10 protein-coding genes and 1 tRNA gene are annotated in these 17,944 nt (G+C 62.5%); 6 read left to right on the top strand and 5 right to left on the bottom strand.

Annotation, left to right across the window (positions count from 1 at the left end):
• Positions 1-101 precede the first annotated feature (101 nt).
• The 3 genes from lpdA to aceE form a co-directional block, all read right to left on the bottom strand.
• Positions 102-1,895 carry a dihydrolipoyl dehydrogenase gene (lpdA, locus tag LPA34_RS05415; protein ID WP_228975729.1) on the bottom strand — a complete coding sequence of 598 codons (1,794 nt, stop codon included), beginning with the start codon at positions 1,893-1,895 and terminating at the stop codon, positions 102-104.
• A 194-nt stretch (positions 1,896-2,089) separates the two neighbouring features.
• Entirely contained in the window at positions 2,090-3,736 is a 1,647-nt protein-coding gene (aceF, locus tag LPA34_RS05420; RefSeq protein WP_228975732.1) for a dihydrolipoyllysine-residue acetyltransferase, read from the bottom strand.
• Between the two features lie 79 nt (positions 3,737-3,815).
• Entirely contained in the window at positions 3,816-6,512 is a 2,697-nt protein-coding gene (gene aceE / locus LPA34_RS05425; RefSeq protein WP_228975734.1) for a pyruvate dehydrogenase (acetyl-transferring), homodimeric type, read from the bottom strand.
• A gap of 275 nt (positions 6,513-6,787) precedes the next feature.
• Here aceE and fixL point away from each other — a divergent pair, with 275 nt between their 5' ends.
• From fixL to LPA34_RS05455, 6 genes are all read left to right on the top strand, one after another.
• Positions 6,788-9,301 (top strand): oxygen sensor histidine kinase FixL, encoded by a 2,514-nt coding sequence (fixL, locus tag LPA34_RS05430; RefSeq protein ID WP_228975735.1) that lies wholly within the window; start codon positions 6,788-6,790, stop codon positions 9,299-9,301.
• Entirely contained in the window at positions 9,298-9,942 is a 645-nt protein-coding gene (fixJ, locus tag LPA34_RS05435) for an oxygen response regulator transcription factor FixJ (RefSeq protein ID WP_228975737.1), read from the top strand. The genes fixL and fixJ overlap by 4 nt, the downstream gene beginning before the upstream one ends.
• A gap of 316 nt (positions 9,943-10,258) precedes the next feature.
• Positions 10,259-11,617 (top strand): DUF3300 domain-containing protein, encoded by a 1,359-nt coding sequence (locus LPA34_RS05440; RefSeq protein WP_228975739.1) that lies wholly within the window; start codon positions 10,259-10,261, stop codon positions 11,615-11,617.
• 20 nt (positions 11,618-11,637) lie between these two features.
• Positions 11,638-12,579, top strand: coding sequence for a DUF2950 domain-containing protein (locus LPA34_RS05445; protein WP_228975742.1), 942 nt, complete (start codon positions 11,638-11,640; stop codon positions 12,577-12,579).
• Positions 12,580-12,765: 186 nt separating this feature from the next.
• Positions 12,766-13,629, top strand: a complete 864-nt coding sequence (gene folD, locus LPA34_RS05450) for a bifunctional methylenetetrahydrofolate dehydrogenase/methenyltetrahydrofolate cyclohydrolase FolD (protein ID WP_228975744.1) — start codon at positions 12,766-12,768, stop codon at positions 13,627-13,629.
• Positions 13,630-13,846: 217 nt separating this feature from the next.
• On the top strand, positions 13,847-15,961 hold the full coding sequence (locus LPA34_RS05455) for a M3 family metallopeptidase (RefSeq protein ID WP_228975747.1): 2,115 nt from the start codon (positions 13,847-13,849) through the stop codon (positions 15,959-15,961).
• Between the two features lie 198 nt (positions 15,962-16,159).
• Here LPA34_RS05455 and LPA34_RS05460 read toward each other — a convergent pair whose 3' ends face one another.
• Complete coding sequence (locus tag LPA34_RS05460; protein WP_228975749.1) at positions 16,160-17,446, bottom strand: amidohydrolase family protein; 1,287 nt, start codon at positions 17,444-17,446, stop codon at positions 16,160-16,162.
• A 420-nt stretch (positions 17,447-17,866) separates the two neighbouring features.
• Positions 17,867-17,943: transfer RNA gene (locus tag LPA34_RS05465), tRNA-Met, on the bottom strand.
• Position 17,944 lies beyond the last annotated feature (1 nt).

A 17,944-nucleotide genomic window follows, 5' to 3' on the forward strand; every position in this document is an offset into this window, starting at 1 on the left:
CAACTTCCCGAACCGCCCGGTGCGGACCCGCATGCCGGGTGGTGTGGCAGGGGTACGGCCTCATGGCCGTCCCCTATGCCGATTCGCCCGACCGGCGAGCGTTACTTCTTTTTCTGCGGCGGCAGATCAGTACAGACACCTTCATACAATTCAGCCGCCATGCCGATCGACTCGCCGAGCGTCGGGTGCGGATGGATTGTCTTGCCGATATCCGTCGCGTCCGCGCCCATCTCGACGGCGAGGCACACTTCGCTGATCAGGTCGCCGGCATTCAGCCCGACGATCCCGCCGCCGATCACGCGATGCGTTTCTTCGTCGAAGAGCAGCTTCGTGAAGCCTTCATCGCGGCCGTTGGCAATCGCCCGGCCTGATGCGGCCCACGGGAAGACTGCCTTGCCGTACTTGATACCTTCGGCCTTGAGCTGGTCTTCCGTCTTGCCCGCCCACGCCACTTCAGGATCGGTATAGGCCACCGACGGAATCTGCAACGCGTCGAAGTACGCCTTCTCGCCATGCGCCACTTCAGCGGCGACGTGCGCTTCGTGTACAGCCTTGTGCGCGAGCATCGGCTGACCGACGATATCGCCGATCGCGAAGATGTGCGGCACATTCGTGCGCATCTGTTTGTCGACGTCGATGAAGCCGCGATCGGTCACCGCAACGCCCGCCTTGTCCGCGCCGATCTTCTTGCCGTTGGGCGAACGGCCCACGGCGACCAGCACGAGGTCGTAGCGCTGCGCTTCGGCCGGCGCCTTCTCGCCTTCGAACGAAACGTAAATGCCGTCGTCCTTCGCTTCGGCCTTCGTCGTTTTCGTCTTCAGCATGACGTTCGCGAAACGCTTGCTGTTGTACTTCTCCCAGACCTTGACGAGATCGCGGTCGGCGCCTGCCATCAGGCCGTCGAGCATTTCGACGACGTCGATCTGCGCGCCGAGCGTGGCATACACCGTCGCCATTTCGAGACCGATGATGCCGCCGCCGACCACGAGCATGCGCTGCGGAATCTGGCGCAACTCCAGCGCGCCGGTCGAATCGACGACACGCGGATCTTCGGGAATGAACGGCAGCTTCACCGCTTCCGAGCCCGCGGCGATGATCGCCTGTTTGAACTTGACGACCTTCTTGCCACCTTCGGTCTGCACTTCCATGTGATTCGGCCCGACGAACGCGCCGGTGCCGGTCACGACCTCGACCTTGCGCATCTTCGCCATGCCGGCGAGACCGCCCGTCAGCTTCTTGACGACGCCCGACTTGAAGTCGCGCAGCTTGTCGAGATCGATCTGCGGCTTGCCGAACGTGATGCCGTGCGAGCCGAGCGCTTCGGCTTCGTCGATGACGAGCGCGGTGTGCAGCAGCGCCTTCGACGGAATACAGCCGACGTTCAGACATACGCCGCCGAGCGTCGCATAGCGCTCGACGAGCACGGTCTTCATGCCGAGATCGGCCGAACGGAACGCGGCCGAATAACCGCCGGGGCCCGAACCGAGCACGAGCATGTCGCATTCGATATCGGCGCTACCTGAGAAGCTGCCGGCCTGCGGCGCGGCGGCAGCAGGCTGTTTTGCCGCCTCCGCGGGCGCGGCGGCCCCGGGAGCCGGCGCGCCCGTTTTCTCAGGTTCTTTCGTGACCGCCTTAGGTGCATCGGCCGTGCCGGCGCCTGCCGATTCGACTATCGCGATGACCGTGCCCTGCGAGACCTTGTCACCGGCCTTGACCTTGACTTCCTTGACCGTGCCGGCGGCATCGCTCGGCACTTCGATGGACGCCTTGTCCGATTCGAGCGTCATGAGTGCCTGCTCGACCTCGATGGTGTCGCCTGGCTTGATATTGACTTCGATGACATCGACGTCCTTGAAATCGCCGATGTCCGGCACCTTCACTTCGACGAGACTCATTAGTGTCCCCTTCTCTTATTGACCGTGTGATGCGGGAAAGCGAAATCCGTCGAACGAACTGCGTGGAAGGTGTGAAAGCAAAGGTGACACACCCTTTGCTGCCCGCCAGGTGGCAATGCGGACAGACCGACGCGAAAGCCGGTTCGACGGAAGACGTGGATCACCTGTATCAGATGACCCACGCCCCGCGAATATCAAAGAATCACACGCCGGAAATCGGCAAGCACCGCAGCGAGATAAGCATTGAACCGTGCAGCTTCCGCGCCATCGATCACCCGATGGTCATACGACAGCGACAGCGGCAACGTCAGGCGGGGAACAAACTGCTTTCCATCCCACACCGGCTTCATCGCACCACGCGACAAGCCGAGAATCGCGACTTCAGGCGCATTGATGATCGGCGTGAAATGCGTGCCGCCAATGCCGCCCAGCGACGAGATCGAGAAGCAGCCACCCTGCATCTGGTCCGGCTTCAGCTTGCCTTCACGCGCGGCCTTCGACATATCGGCCATTTCCTTCGCGATTTCGACGAGACCCTTCCTGTCCGCATCGCGGATGACCGGCACGACGAGACCATTCGGCGTATCGGCGGCGAAACCCACGTTGTAATACTGCTTGAAGACGAGGTTATCGCCATCGAGGCTCGCATTGAACGTCGGGAATTTCTTCAGCGCGTAGACGACTGCCTTGATCACGAACGCGAGCATCGTGAACTTCACGCCCGCCTTTTCGTGTTCCTTGTTCAGCTGGACGCGCAACGCTTCCAGCTCAGTGATATCCGCTTCGTCGTTGTTCGTGACGTGCGGAATCATGACCCAGTTGCGATGCAGGTTCGCGCCCGAAATCTTCTTGATGCGCGACAACGGCTTCGGATCGATTGGACCAAACTTCGCGAAGTCGACCTTCGGCCACGGCAGCAGGTTCAGCTCGCCACCGCCCGCGGCGGCCGGCGCACCTGCTGGCGCAGCGCGCTGACCGCTCATGACGCCCTTCACGAACGCCGTGATGTCGTCCTGCGTAATACGGCCTTTCGGTCCCGTACCCGGCACGCGCGACACATCGACGCCGAGTTCGCGCGCGAACTTGCGTACCGACGGCGACGCATGGCTGGGGCGGACACCGCCTACACCCGCCGGAATCAGCGGGGCCTGGGCAAGCGCGGACGGCGAAGCCGGTGCCGGCGCGGGCGCCTGCGGCGCATCGGACGGGGTTTCGACTTCATGCTTCGGCGCCGCTGCAGCCGGAGCCGCCGCGGGAGCCGCGCCGCCTTCCGTCTCGAGCAGCACGATAACCGAGCCTTCCGACACGTTATCGCCGACCTTGACCTTCACTTCCTTGACGACACCGGCGGCCGGGCTCGGCACATCCATCGTCGCCTTGTCGGATTCGAGCGTGACGAGCGACTGTTCCTTCTCGACGCGATCGCCCACCTTGACCGCGACTTCGATCACAGGGATGTCCTTGTAATCGCCAATGTCCGGAACCTTCACGTCCTGCACGCCGCCGCCTGCGGCAACCGGGGCAGGCGCGGCAGCGGGGGCTGCTGCCGGTGCCGCTTCCTTCGCCGGCGCGGGGGTACCGGCGGCTTTCGCACCGCCGGCCTCGCCTTCCAGCACGACGATCAGCGAGCCTTCCGACACGTTGTCGCCGACCTTGACCTTCACTTCCTTGACGACACCGGCTGCCGAACTCGGCACGTCCATGGTCGCCTTGTCTGATTCGAGCGTCACGAGCGACTGCTCTTTCTCGACGGTGTCACCCGCCTTCACCAGCACCTCGATCACAGGAATGTCCTTGTAATCGCCGATGTCCGGCACCTTGACTTCGATCGCTTGACTCATTGTTAGTGTCTCCTGGGCCGCGCGCGCCTTCCCGTCCTTTCGGACCGGAAAGCACGCGATGGCGCTCGGGGGCGATGCCTTAGACGGTCATCGGGTTGGGTTTAGCGGGATCAAGGTTGTATTTCTTGAGCGCATCGGCCACAACCTTGCGCTCAATCGTACCCTCATCAGCCAGCGCATTCAGCGCAGCGACGGTGACCCAGTAACGGTCGACTTCGAAGAAGTGACGCAGCTTCTCACGCGTATCCGAGCGGCCGAACCCATCGGTGCCGAGCACGACGAAACGTTGCGGCACGAACGCACGGATCTGCTCGGTCAACGCGCGGATGTAGTCGGTCGAAGCAATGACCGGGCCCGGCGCACCTTTCAGCAGCTTCTCGACGTGCGAGATCTTCTTTTCTTCAGTCGGATGCAGCAGGTTCCAGCGCTGCACTTCGTGACCTTCGCGTGCCAGTTCGGTAAAGCTCGGCACGCTCCACAGGTCGGCCGCGACGCCCCAGTCGTTCTTCAGCAAGTCGGCAGCGGCAATGACTTCGTTGAAGATCGTGCCCGCGCCCATCAGCTGGACGCGCGGCGCCTTCTTGTCGGCTTCCGCTTTACGGAACGCGTACATGCCCTTGATGATGTCGGCCGCCACAGCTTCACCCTGCGGAATCGCAGGATGCTCGTAGTTTTCATTCATCACGGTGACGTAGTAGTACACGTCTTCCTGCTCCTGCACCATGCGGCGCAGGCCGTCCTGCATGATGACGGCGAGTTCGTAGCCGAACGTCGGGTCATAGCTCACGCAGTTCGGCACCGAAGCCGCCCACATCAGCGAGTGGCCGTCCTCGTGCTGCAGACCCTCGCCGTTCAGCGTCGTGCGGCCAGCCGTGCCGCCCAGCAGGAAACCGCGTGCGCGCATATCGCCCGCCGCCCATGCCAGATCGCCGATACGCTGGAAGCCGAACATCGAATAGAAGATGTAGAACGGGATCATGATCTCGCCGTGCGTCGAGTACGACGTCGCGGCTGCGATCCAGTCGCACATGCCGCCGGCTTCGTTGATCCCTTCCTGCAGGATCTGGCCGGTTTCCGATTCACGGTAGAACATCAGCTGGTCGGAATCTTCCGGCACGTACTTCTGGCCGTCCTGATTCCAGATGCCGATCTGACGGAAGAGACCTTCCATGCCGAATGTACGCGATTCATCCGGCACGATTGGCACGATACGTTTGCCAAGCGCCTTGTCCTTCAGCAGGATGTTCAGGATCCGCACGAACGCCATCGTCGTGGAGATCTCGCGGCCTTCGCCCGTACCCTTCAGGAGCGGCTCGAACACGCCCAGTTCCGGCACCGGCAGCGATTCGGCCTTCTGGCGACGCGCCGGCAGGTAGCCGCCCAGCTCCTGGCGGCGGCTGCGCATGTACTCGAGTTCCTTCGAGCCTTCTTCGAACTTCAGGTACGGCACGTTGACGAGCTGGTCGTCAGGAATCGGCAGACGGAACTGGTCGCGGAATTTCTTCAGCTGGTCCACCTGCATTTTCTTCTGCTGGTGGGTGATGTTCATCGCCTGGCCGGCTTCGCCCATCCCGTAGCCCTTGATCGTCTTCGCGAGGATCACGGTCGGATGGCCCTTCGAATTCGATGCCTGGTGGAATGCCGCGTAGATCTTGTGCGGATCGTGGCCACCACGATTCAGATTCCAGATGTCTTCATCGGACCAGTCGGCGACCAGTGCCTTCAGTTCCGGCGTATTGAAGAAATGCTCGCGAACGAACGCGCCCGACTCCGACTTGTACGTCTGGTACTCGCCGTCGACGACGTCCATCATCCGCCGCATCAGCGCGCCCGACTTGTCGCGCTGGAACAGCGCATCCCATCGGCTGCCCCAGACGACCTTGATGACATTCCAGCCAGCACCGCGGAATTCGCTTTCGAGTTCCTGGATGATCTTGCCGTTACCGCGCACCGGGCCGTCGAGACGCTGCAGGTTGCAGTTGATCACGAACACGAGGTTGTCGAGGCGTTCGCGGCCGGCCATGCCGATCGCGCCAAGCGATTCCGGTTCATCGGTTTCGCCGTCGCCGAGGAACGCCCACACCTTGCGGCCGTCGGTCTTCGCCACGCCGCGCGCCTGCAGGTACTTCATGAAACGCGCCTGATAGATCGCCATGATCGGGCCGAGACCCATCGAGACGGTCGGAAACTGCCAGAAGTCCGGCATCAGCCACGGGTGCGGATAGGACGAAATGCCCTCGCCGCCCACTTCCTGACGGAAGTTGTCGAGCTGGTTTTCGCTCAGGCGGCCGAGCAGGAACGCGCGCGAGTACACACCCGGCGACGAGTGGCCCTGCACGAACACGAGATCGCCGCCGTGCTTGTCCGACGGTGCGTGCCAGAAATGGTTGTAACCGACGTCATACAGCGTGGCCGCCGAGGCGAACGACGCGATGTGGCCGCCGACGTTGGTGTCCTTGCCCGCGCGCAGCACCATGGCGATGGCGTTCCAGCGCGTGTACGAACGGATGCGGTGTTCGAGATCCTGGTCGCCAGGAATCTGCACCTGGTTCGCGACGGGAATCGTGTTGATGTACGGAGTGTTCGCGGAGAACGCCAGATGCTCGCCGTGCACACGGGCGAATTCAATCTGCTTTTCGATCAGATAGTGAGCGCGATCCGGGCCGACCGCAGAAATCACGCCATCCAGCGCTTCCAGCCATTCGCCGGTTTCCTGGGGATCGTCGTCGTTTTCGGCGGCGACATATTTCATCACTTCGTCGGGTACAGCGGACATACTCGTCTCCTGGATATAAGGAACGCTCTTTGAACAGACGACGCGGGCGAGGTCCAACCGCGGCAGCTTTCCGGAGATTGTAATGAGGCGCCAGACCTCTTCGCAACTAAAATTTCAAATTGCGAGATCATTTCTCATAATACGGAAAATTGTTGCGGCGCACACCGAATTCACTGAGGAGTCGCGAATACGTCGGCTAGTTTGCGCCGATCAGAGCCACTTTCGAGCGTTTTTTGCGTTAATTTGCCGGGACCCGCTGCGCTACAATGCCACGCATGTTGACCGAACGCCTTTTCGCACGCTCGGCGCGACCGTCCGGCTCGCCGGCGGATACGGCGCCGTCCCGCTGGCACCATGGACCATGGTGGTCGAATTCCTATTTGCTCACGCCGCTCCTGTCGATTCTCGTGTTCCTGGTCGTCATGAGCCTGATTCTCTGGAGCCTGAACCGGCGCGAGCAGCAGACCCAGGAAGACACGCTCTACCGTAACGTCGCGTGGGCGCAGCAGCAGATCCGCCTCTCGATGACTGGTGCGCAGGAACAGGTGCAGGCGCTGTCGCGCGATCTCGTCGCGGGCCACGGCGACCCGCATTCGTTCCAGGTGTCCACCACGGACATCATGCAGGGGCATCCCGAAATCCTCTACATGAACTGGTACACGAGCCTGCAGCAGCCGCGCTGGCCCAATACCGCGCTGCCCGTGTTCGGCCAGCGTCTTGCCCGGCCAAGCGACAACCAGATGGACGAGGCCGTGAAAGCCGCGTTCGCCGAAGCGCGCGACACACGCCGCCAGGTGTATTCGCCGCTGATATACGACGACGTCGGCAACGGCTACATCACGCTGCAGACGCCCGTGTATCGCGACCGCGAGTTTCTCGGCACGATTGCGGCGGTGTTTTCGGTCGAGGGGATACTCAAGCACGACATCCCGCCCGAGCTTTCGGCGAAGTACAAAATTTCGATCATCGACGTGAACAACCGCGAGCTGGCCACGACGTCGACGCGTCCGCGCCTGCCGCGCGACGCGTTCTACGACCTGCCGCTCGATCCGCCCGGCCAGGGCGTGTCGGTGCGCGTGTACGCGTATCCGCAGATGACGAACTTCACGAACAACACGCTCGTCTGGCTCGTCGCCGGGCTGTCGTGTTTCGTGCTGTGGAGTTTGTGGAGCCTGTGGAAGCACACGCGCCAGCGCTTCGAGGCGCAGCAGGCGCTGTACGCCGAAGCGTTCTTTCGCCGCGCGATGGAAAACTCGGTGCTGATCGGCATGCGCGTGCTCGACATGCACGGCCGTATCACGCACGTGAACCCGGCGTTCTGCCGCATGACCGGCTGGGACGAAAGCGACCTGAACGGCAAGACCGCGCCCTTCCCTTACTGGCCACGCGACGCCTACCCGGAAATGCAGCGTCAGCTCGACATGACGCTGCGCGGCAAGGCGCCTTCGTCCGGCTTCGAGCTGCGCGTGCGCCGCAAGGACGGCTCGCTCTTCCATGCACGTCTTTATGTATCGCCGCTGATCGACAGCTCGGGACGCCAGACCGGCTGGATGTCGTCGATGACGGACATCACCGAGCCGAAGCGCGCCCGCGAGGAACTCGCCGCCGCGCACGAGCGCTTCACGACCGTGCTCGAAAGCCTCGACGCCGCCGTGTCCGTGCTCGCCGCCGACGAAGCCGAACTGCTGTTCGCGAACCGTTATTACCGGCACCTGTTCGGCATTCGCCCGGACGGCCATCTGGAGCTGGCCGGCGCGGGCTTCGACAGTGCGCAGGCTTCGTCCGATTCAATCGACATGGTCGACGCGTACGCCGGGCTGCCTGCCGCCGCGCTGACGGAAAGCGCCGCCGACGCCCAGGAAGTCTATGTGCAAGGCATCCAGAAATGGTTCGAGGTACGGCGCCAGTACATCCAGTGGGTGGACGGCCATCTGGCGCAGATGCAGATCGCGACCGACATCACGACACGCAAGCAGGCACAGGAACTCGCGCGCCAGCAGGACGAAAAACTGCAGTTCACGAGCCGCCTGATGACGATGGGCGAAATGGCCTCCTCGCTTGCGCATGAGCTGAACCAGCCGCTCGCCGCGATCAATAACTATTGCTCAGGAACGGTTGCACTGGTTAAATCTGGCCGGACGACTCCGGACAACCTGTTACCCGTTCTCGAAAAGACCGCGCAACAGGCGGTGCGGGCCGGCATGATCATCAAGCGGATTCGCGAATTCGTGAAGCGCAGCGAGCCGAAGCGGCAGGCCACGCGCGTATCCGATATCGTCGCGGATGCCGTGGGGCTGGCCGAAATCGAGGCTCGCAAGCGCCGTATCCGCATCATTACCGACGTGCGTTCGCGTCTGCCGGTGATCTACGTCGATCCGGTGCTGATCGAACAGGTGCTCGTGAACCTGCTGAAGAACGCCGCCGAAGCAATGCACGATGCGCGGCCGAATGCGGTCGATCCGGTGATCCGCGTGGTTGTGCGAACGGAGAACGGCTTTGTCAGCATCAACGTCGTCGACCAGGGGCCGGGCGTCGACGAAGGCACGGCCGAGCGACTCTTTGAACCGTTTTACAGTACGAAGTCCGATGGCATGGGAATGGGGCTCAACATTTGCCGTTCCATTATCGAATCCCATCGCGGCCGCCTGTGGGTGGTGAACAACGTCGAATCTGACGGCCACATCACAGGCGCCACGTTCCATTGCAGTCTGCCTATTGGAGAGCCCGACGGCCCGAGCAACGGCGGGTCAGAGGCGCCGACACCACAAACCGTTACGGGAGAGACATGAACACCCCAGTCACCACACAGGAAACCGTCTTTGTCGTCGACGATGACGAGGCCGTGCGAGATTCACTGCGCTGGCTGCTGGAGGCGAATGGTTATCGCGTGCAGTGCTTCTCCAGCGCGGAGCAGTTCATCGATGCCTACCAGCCCGCCCAGCACGCAGGCCAGATCGCGTGCCTGATTCTCGACGTGCGGATGCAGGGCATGAGCGGCCTCGAATTGCAGGAACGCCTGATCGCCGACAACGCGTCGCTGCCGATCATCTTCGTGACGGGTCATGGCGACGTGCCGATGGCCGTGTCGACGATGAAAAAAGGCGCGATGGATTTCATCGAAAAGCCGTTCGACGAAGCCGAACTGCGCAAACTGGTCGAGCGTATGCTCGACAAGGCGCGCAGCGAAAGCAGCAGCGTGCAGCAGCAACGCGCGGCGGCCGAGCGTCTCGGCAAGCTGACGGCGCGCGAACATCAGGTGCTCGAGCGGATCATCGCAGGGCGTCTGAACAAGCAGATCGCCGACGATCTCGGTATCAGCATCAAGACCGTCGAGGCGCACCGCGCCAACATCATGGAAAAGCTCAACGTCAACACCGTCGCCGATCTGCTGCGACTGGCGCTGTCGAACAAGCCGCAACAACCGCAGTAAGTCCACCATTGGCACGTGCCGGAGAACCCTTCGACGGGATATCCGGCACGCATGCCCGCCCCCTCCGCTTTGCTGCCCTTTGCCTCCCGCCGCGGGCTACGCACGCGTGAGCGTCGGTGACCTTCATTTTGTTAGTTATCCCGTTGATCTGCCATTCAGGGGTGAGTGTTTCGTTCTCGCGAAACGTCACATTTCATCATGGTGATTGACAGTGTCATGCTACCCCCTTAATTTAGTCAGACCTGACGCGCGCCGACGACGCGGCATTCGCCGCTGAAAGCCTATGCGCATGTCATCAAGCCGGGAGGACTCCATCGTGAAACTGTCCGGAGCACATCATCGACGTGTGCTGGTTCTGTGTGCCGCGCTGGCGGGCGCGCCCATGCTGACGGGGCTCGCACCCACCGCGGCGCACGCGCAGACGCAGGCGCCCCCTGCGGCGAAGCTGTCGAGCCAGCAGCTCGACTCGCTGACCGCGCCGATTGCCCTTTACCCGGATGCGCTGCTCGCGCAGGTACTGATGGCGTCCACGTATCCGCAAGACGTGAATGCCGCCGCCGCGTGGTCGAAGGCCAATTCGAAGCTGCAGGGCGATGCGGCCGTGACGGCCGTCGCCTCGCAGCCATGGGACCCGAGCGTTCAGTCGCTGGTCGCGTTTCCACAGGTGCTGGCCACGATGGCGTCCAAACCAGACTGGGTGACGCAGCTTGGCAACGCCTTTCTCGCGCAATCCAGTGACGTGATGGATTCGGTGCAACGGCTTCGCAAGCAGGCGCAGCAGGCCGGCAACCTGAAATCGAGCGAGCAGCAGAAGGTCGTGGTCGAACAGAACACGATCCAGATCCAGCCAGCCAATCCACAGGTCGTCTATGTCCCGACCTACAATCCAACCGTCGTCTATGGCGCATGGCCGTATCCGGCATATCCGCCTGTGTATGTGCCGCCGCCTCCCGGTTATGCGATTGCGACAGGGCTCGCAGCAGGGCTCGCGTTCGGCGCGGGCGTGGCGATCACGAATTCGCTGTGGGGCGGTTTCAACTGGAACAACCACGACGTCAATATCAACGTCAATCGCTACAACAACATCAACGTCAATAACCGCATCAACGCGAATTCCAGCACGGCGAACTGGAACCGCAACAACAACGTCAATCGCAATACGAACAACCTGAACCGGACGCAGAACAATCCCGGCGGCGCAAACCAGGCGCAGCGCGACCAGTTCCGCGGCCGCGACAATTCCCGCGATCAGGCAAGGCAGACCTTGCAGGCGCGCACGGGCCAGAACGTCAGCGGTCCGGCAAGCCAGCGGGTTCAGGATATCCATCAGGGTGGCAACGCAGGCGCCCGCAACGGCGCCAATGCGGGCAGCCGTCCGGGGGCGAACGGCGGCGGCGTAAGCAACAACGACCTGCGCGACCGTGCGCAGAACACGAACCGCGACAGCGCGCTACGCGGCGCGGGCGACGGCAACGGCGCACGTCAGGACGCCCAGCGCGGTCAGGCAAGCCGGGATGCACTGGCGAACCGTTCCGGCGGTGGCGGTCCCGGCGCCAATGGCGGTGGTCAGCAACGCGCCGGCGGCGGTCTCGGTGCCAACGGTGGCGGCCAGCGCGGCGGTGGTGGAATGCGAAGCGGCGGCGGTGGTGGTGGCCATATCGGCCGGCATCGTTGAACGATCAAAAGGAGTTTCTGATGATTCGCTTACCTGCACGCGAAACATGGCGCGCCTATGCAACCGCGTCCGCCCTCGCGCTCGGCACGACGTCCACGATGCTGGTGGCGCCGGCGCTGCTGCTCGGCACGACATCGGCTCATGCACAGGCCATCTACGCGACGCCCGACGCGGCGGCCAATGCCTTCGTCGACGCCCTCGCCCGCAACGATCACACGGAGATGCGACACGTTCTCGGCGACGACTACCCCCGCTTCATCCCGACCGAGTCTATCGGTCAGGATGACATCCTCGCGTTCCTGGGCGCGTGGGCAAAGGAGCATCAAATCGTCACCGAGGCCGCGCCGCAGAACGGCCACACGACGGCCCATCTGGCCGTCGGCACCGACGGCTGGACGCTGCCGATTCCGCTCGAGCAAACATCGAAAGGCTGGCGTTTCGATCCCCCTGCCGCACGGGACGAGATATTGACGCGACGCATCGGCCGCAATGAGCGTTCGGCCATGCTCACGTCGCTCGCCTACATCGATGCGCAGAACGATTACCACAACGTCACGCAGCACTACGCGCAGAAGTTCGTCAGTTCGTCGGGCAAACGCGACGGCCTGTACTGGGTCAGCGCGCCAGGTGAACCGGAAAGCCCGCTCGGACCGCTCGCCGCCACGATGCCCAACGGTATCAACCCCGACGAGGCGTATCACGGGTATCACTACCGGATCCTCACGGCGCAAGGTTCGCACGCGAAAGGCGGCGCAGAGAGCTATGTGGAAGGTGGCGAGTTAAGCAAGGGTTTCGGCCTCGTGGCGTGGCCGGCGGAATACGGCAAGACTGGAGTGATGAGCTTCATCGTCAATCAGGACGGCCAGCTTTATCAGAAGAACCTCGGGCCGCGGACACCGCGCGCCGCGGCGGCCATCAAGTCGTTCGATCCTGATTCTTCCTGGCAGGCAACCCAGCCCTGAGTGTGTCCGGTCCTGCGGGACGCGACGGTATAATGTGAGGCTTCGCAGCGGCGCAGATTCTGCGCCGCGCGCTTTTCTTCACGTCGCATCGCGTGCCGGCGGACGTCACGACGCACCTATGTGCTCATGCGCCTGTCACGCATCCATCGCGCTCCCGTATTCCGAACCGCCCATTCTCGACCGACCATGACAGCCACCCTCATCGACGGCAACGCCCTCTCCCGAACCTTGCGCGCCGACGTCGCCATACGCGCCGCTGTCCTCACCGCCCGCGGTCATCAGCCGGGTCTTGCGGTCGTACTCGTCGGCGACAATCCCGCGAGCGAAGTCTATGTCCGCAACAAGGTGAAGGCGTGCCAGGACAACGGTCTCTATTCTTCGTATGACCGGTTTCCGGCATCGTTGTCGGAAGCCGATCTGCTGGCCCGCATCGACGAACTGAACCACGATCCGAAAATTCACGGCATTCTGGTCCAGCTACCGCTGCCGTCGCATATCGACAGCCACAAGGTCATCGAAGCGATCGCGCCTGAAAAGGACGTCGACGGCTTTCACGTGGCCAACGCCGGTGCACTGATGACCGGCAAGCCGCTGTTTCGTCCGTGCACGCCGTATGGCGTGATGAAGATGTTCGAAGCGTACGGTATCAACCTGAAAGGCGCGGAAGCCGTGGTGATCGGTCGTTCGAATATCGTGGGCAAGCCGATGGCGCTCCTGCTGCTCGAAGCCGGTGCGACCGTCACGATCTGCCACAGCAAGACCCGCGATCTCGCCGCGCACACACGTAACGCCGACGTGGTCGTCGCGGCAACAGGCCTGCGCAACATCCTGACGGCTGACATGGTGAAACCGGGTGCGACGGTCATCGACGTCGGCATGAATCGCGACGACGCCGGCAAGCTGTGCGGCGATGTCGACTTCGCGGGTGTCAGGGAAGTGGCCGGCCACATCACGCCAGTGCCGGGCGGCGTGGGGCCGATGACGATCACGATGCTGCTCGTCAACACGATCGAAGCGGCCGAACGCGCAGTAGCTCTGACTGCCGCGTGAAGTCACCCGGCGCCATTCCGGCACTGGATACCGCTGCATCGTGCCGGATACAGATAACGCGCCGAACCGCACCGGGCAGATCAACTTCTGATAATTTGCTTCCTGACGGTTGGAAACGGCGTCTCCTGCCCCAATAACTTCCATGACGGGCGCGGGACGCGTTGCCACGACCGCTCGCGCGTAGCCCTTTTTTGATCCGCGACAGACAGGAAGCCTTATGTCATCTTCGTCAGCCAGTACCCGCCCGGACGCGGACAATCCGCTCCTCGATTTCACCGATCTGCCGCGATTTGGCGAGATCCGTCCTGAACACGTCACCCCCGCGCTCGATGTGCTGCTCGCCAGCGCGACCGCTGCCGTCGAGCGCGCGAGCGCGCCGGTCACACCGGCTTCGTGGGCCGACGTCGTCGAACCCGTCGAACGCGCGACCGAACCGCTTTCACGCGCCTGGGGCGTGATCGGCCATTTGAACGCGGTGGCCGATACGCCGGAACTGCGCGCGGTCCATGGTGAAAATCTGCCGCGCATGACTGAGTTCTGGTCGAGCGTCGGACAGAATCTCGCGCTCTACGAGAAATACAAGGCACTCAATGCCAGCGCCGATTTCGCGTCGCTGACCGGCGAGCGCAAGAAGATTCTCGGCAACGCGTTGCGCGACTTCCGTCTGTCAGGCGCCGAGTTGCCCGAAGACCAGAAGCCACGCTTCGCGGCATTGCAGGAACGTCAGGCCGGGCTCTCGAAATCGTTCTCCGATCACGTGCTCGACGCAACCAACGCATACGCATACATCGCGACGACCGCGACGGAGCTCGCTGGACTGCCGGAAGACGTCATCGAAGGCGCGCGTGAAGCGGCCCAGCGTGACGGCAAGGAAGGCTGGAAATTCACGCTGCATTTCCCGTCGTATTTTCCGGTGATGCAGTATTCGGAAAACCGCGCGATGCGCGAGACGATGTACCGCGCCTATTCGACGCGCGCCTCGGAACTGGGCGCCGCGTACGGCAACGGCAAGGCCGAGTGGGACAACACGGCCGTCCTCGCCGAAGAACTGAAAGTGCGCGACGAAGAAGCGAAGATGCTGGGCTTCAGGAATTTCGCGGAAGTATCGCTGGCGCCCAAGATGGCAGAGTCGCCCGAACAGGTGATGGCGTTCCTCGAGGACCTCGCGACACGCGCGCGCCCGCACGCGGAAGAGGACTGGAAGGCGTTGCGCGAGTTCGCTGCCAGCGAGCTTGGCCTGACCGGTATGCAACCGTGGGACATGACGTTCGCCGCTGAACGGCTGCGTCAGAAGCGCTACTCGTTCTCCGAGAACGAGGTCAAACAGTACTTCCCGGAAGACGCGGTGCTGAAGGGCCTGTTCAAGGTGACGGAAACGCTGTTCGGCGTGCGCATCCGCCGTGACGAAGCGACGACGTGGCACCCGGACGTGCGTTTTTTCCGCGTCGAGAATCAGGATGGCGGGCTTGTCGCGCAGTTCTATCTCGATCTGTACGCACGCGAAGGCAAACGTGGCGGTGCCTGGATGGACGACGCGCGCACGCGTCGCAGGCGCGCAGAAGGCGATGTGCAGACACCTGTGGCATATCTCACGTGTAATTTCTCGGCGCCGGTCGGCGGCAAGCCGGCGTGCTTCACGCACGACGAAGTGATCACGCTGTTCCACGAGTTCGGTCACGGCCTGCATCACATGCTGACGCGCGTCGATGAACTGGGCGTGTCGGGCATCAACGGCGTCGAATGGGATGCCGTCGAACTGCCGTCGCAGTTCATGGAGAATTTCTGCTGGGAGTGGGACGTACTGAGCGACATGACCTCGCACGTCGAGAGCGCGGCCCCGCTGCCGCGTCCGCTGTACGACAAGATGCTCGCCGCGAAGAATTTCCAGAGCGGCCTTGGCACGCTGCGGCAGATCGTCTTCTCGATGTTCGACATGTCGTTACACGTTGACTTCGACCCGTCCGGCGGGAAGAGCGCGAACGACCTTGCGCGCGAAATCAACGAGCGCTTCCACGTGATTCCGCAAGCTTCGTTCTCGCGCTGGCCGAACACGTTCAGTCATATCTTCGCCGGTGGTTACGCGGCGGGTTACTACAGCTACAAGTGGGCGGAAGTGCTGTCCGCCGACGCGTACGCAGCGTTTGAGGAAGCCGCGCAGGCGAAGAACGGCAGTGTGCTCGACGTGGCCACCGGCACGCGATATCGCAAGGAAATCCTCGAGGTTGGCGGCAGCCGGCCGGCAATGGAATCGTTCAAGGCGTTCCGCGGCCGCGAGCCGAATATCGACGCGTTGCTGCGTCATAACGGCATGACGCCAGGCGCTGCGCATTAGCCGGTGACGTGACGCTACCGGCGGCATCGGGCGTGGGGTTGCCCTGATGCCGTGCGGAGGTGCGGCATACCGGTGTGCGGCAGCAGGCATGGACGCGTCCTGCATTGCTTCTCATGTGCAGAGCGGCACGTCATGCGCTTTATGGAAAGCCTGCGATTGCTCACGCAATCACAGGCTTTTTCTCTATCCGCGGGCGCATCAACGATGCAACCTGAAATCGACCGACGACGGCCGGTTTTCGAGCGTAAGCGTCGCTGTCGAGGCCGGCATACGACTGACCACCTTGCCACGCCGGATCACCGCGAGGCGCGCCGCACGCAGACGGATTGCCTCAGCGGGGTCGCGCGCATCGAGGACGACCAGATTTGCCTCGCAGCCAGGCTCGATGCCGTAGCCTTCCAGCCCGAGAATACGTGCTGCGTTGACCGTCACCGCATCGAAGCACGCGCGGATACCGTCCTGACTGGTCATCTGCGCGACGTGCAGGCCCATGTGCGCAACTTCGAGCATGTCGCCAGAACCGAGGCCATACCAGGGATCCATCACGCAATCGTGACCAAACGCGACGTTGATGCCGGCCGCAAGCATCTCCGGCACGCGCGTCATGCCACGCCGCTTCGGATACGTGTCGCTGCGACCCTGCAACGTGATGTTGATCAACGGATTGGCGATCGCGGCAACGCCCGCTTCACGCATCAACGGCAGCAGTTTGCTGACGTAGTAGTTGTCCATCGAATGCATCGACGTCAGATGCGAGCCCGTGACGCGTCCATGCAAACCGAGACGATGCGACTGCGCAGCGAGCGTTTCGATGTGACGCGACATGGGGTCGTCGGATTCATCACAATGCATGTCTACGCGCAATCCCTGCTCCGCCGCGTATTCACACAAAATACGCACCGACTCCGCGCCATCGGCCATGGTCCGTTCGAAATGCGGAATACCACCGACTACATCGACGCCCATCGATACCGCGCGCCTGAGGTTGTCAAATGCGCCCGCGCTGCGCAGCACGCCGTCCTGTGGGAACGCGACCAGCTGCATGTCCAGATACGGCGCGACACGGCGCTTCACTTCGAGTAGCGCTTCCACGGCAAGGAGACGTGGATCGCAGATGTCCACGTGTGTGCGAATGGCCAGCAGCCCGCGCGCGACCGCCCAGTCGCAATACTGCAGCGCACGCTCGATCAGCGCCTCCTGGGTGAGCTGCGGCTTGAGCTCGCCCCAGAGCGCGATGCCTTCCAGCAATGTGCCCGAAGCATTCACGCGCGGCAGGCCATACGACAGCGTCGCATCCATATGGAAATGCGGATCGACGAAAGGTGGCGTGACGAGCGCGCCCGCGGCGTCGATTTCTTCCGGTGCGATGGCGGCAAGGCGCGGCTCAACGGTATGAATGCGACCCGCCTCGATGCCGATATCGACAGGTTCATTGCGACCCGGGAGATGCCCCGGCAGGACAGCACGACGAATGATCAGGTCCATCAGCGGCTCCTTTGATTGCCTCGATTCTAACGACGTCAGAAGGCGCATGGAACCCGTTTACCCATCTGGACAAGGTCACGGCGTGCTTCGGAACGTGGACCGGTGAAACAGCGATCGCAGGTCCTGTGCACGCGTGTGTCGATCGACCACTCCGTGGAAAGCTGGCCTGGCACTATTCCTGTTTTAGAAATGCGCGATTTAGCTGGAGCAAGGAAATGAGCGAGCTACTGAATGGCTCACTGACATGGCATTCCGCTTCTACCGTATCAAGCGGGTATCGATAAACTGAACGTATGGAAGAGATCGCGCCAACATATCTGCTGGACGCACAAAACAAAAACCCGCCGAAGCGGGTTTTGCTGACGACAGGGTCGCCGGATTGATGCATTGCCTTGACGGTGAAAACGACAAGACGATATTTGGTTGCGGGGACAGGATTTGAACCTGTGACCTTCGGGTTATGAGCCCGACGAGCTGCCAGACTGCTCCACCCCGCGT

Origin of the sequence: Paraburkholderia gardini (genome assembly GCF_907164575.1) — a bacterium.
In the GTDB taxonomy this organism is placed as follows: Bacteria; Pseudomonadota; Gammaproteobacteria; order Burkholderiales; family Burkholderiaceae; genus Paraburkholderia; species Paraburkholderia gardini.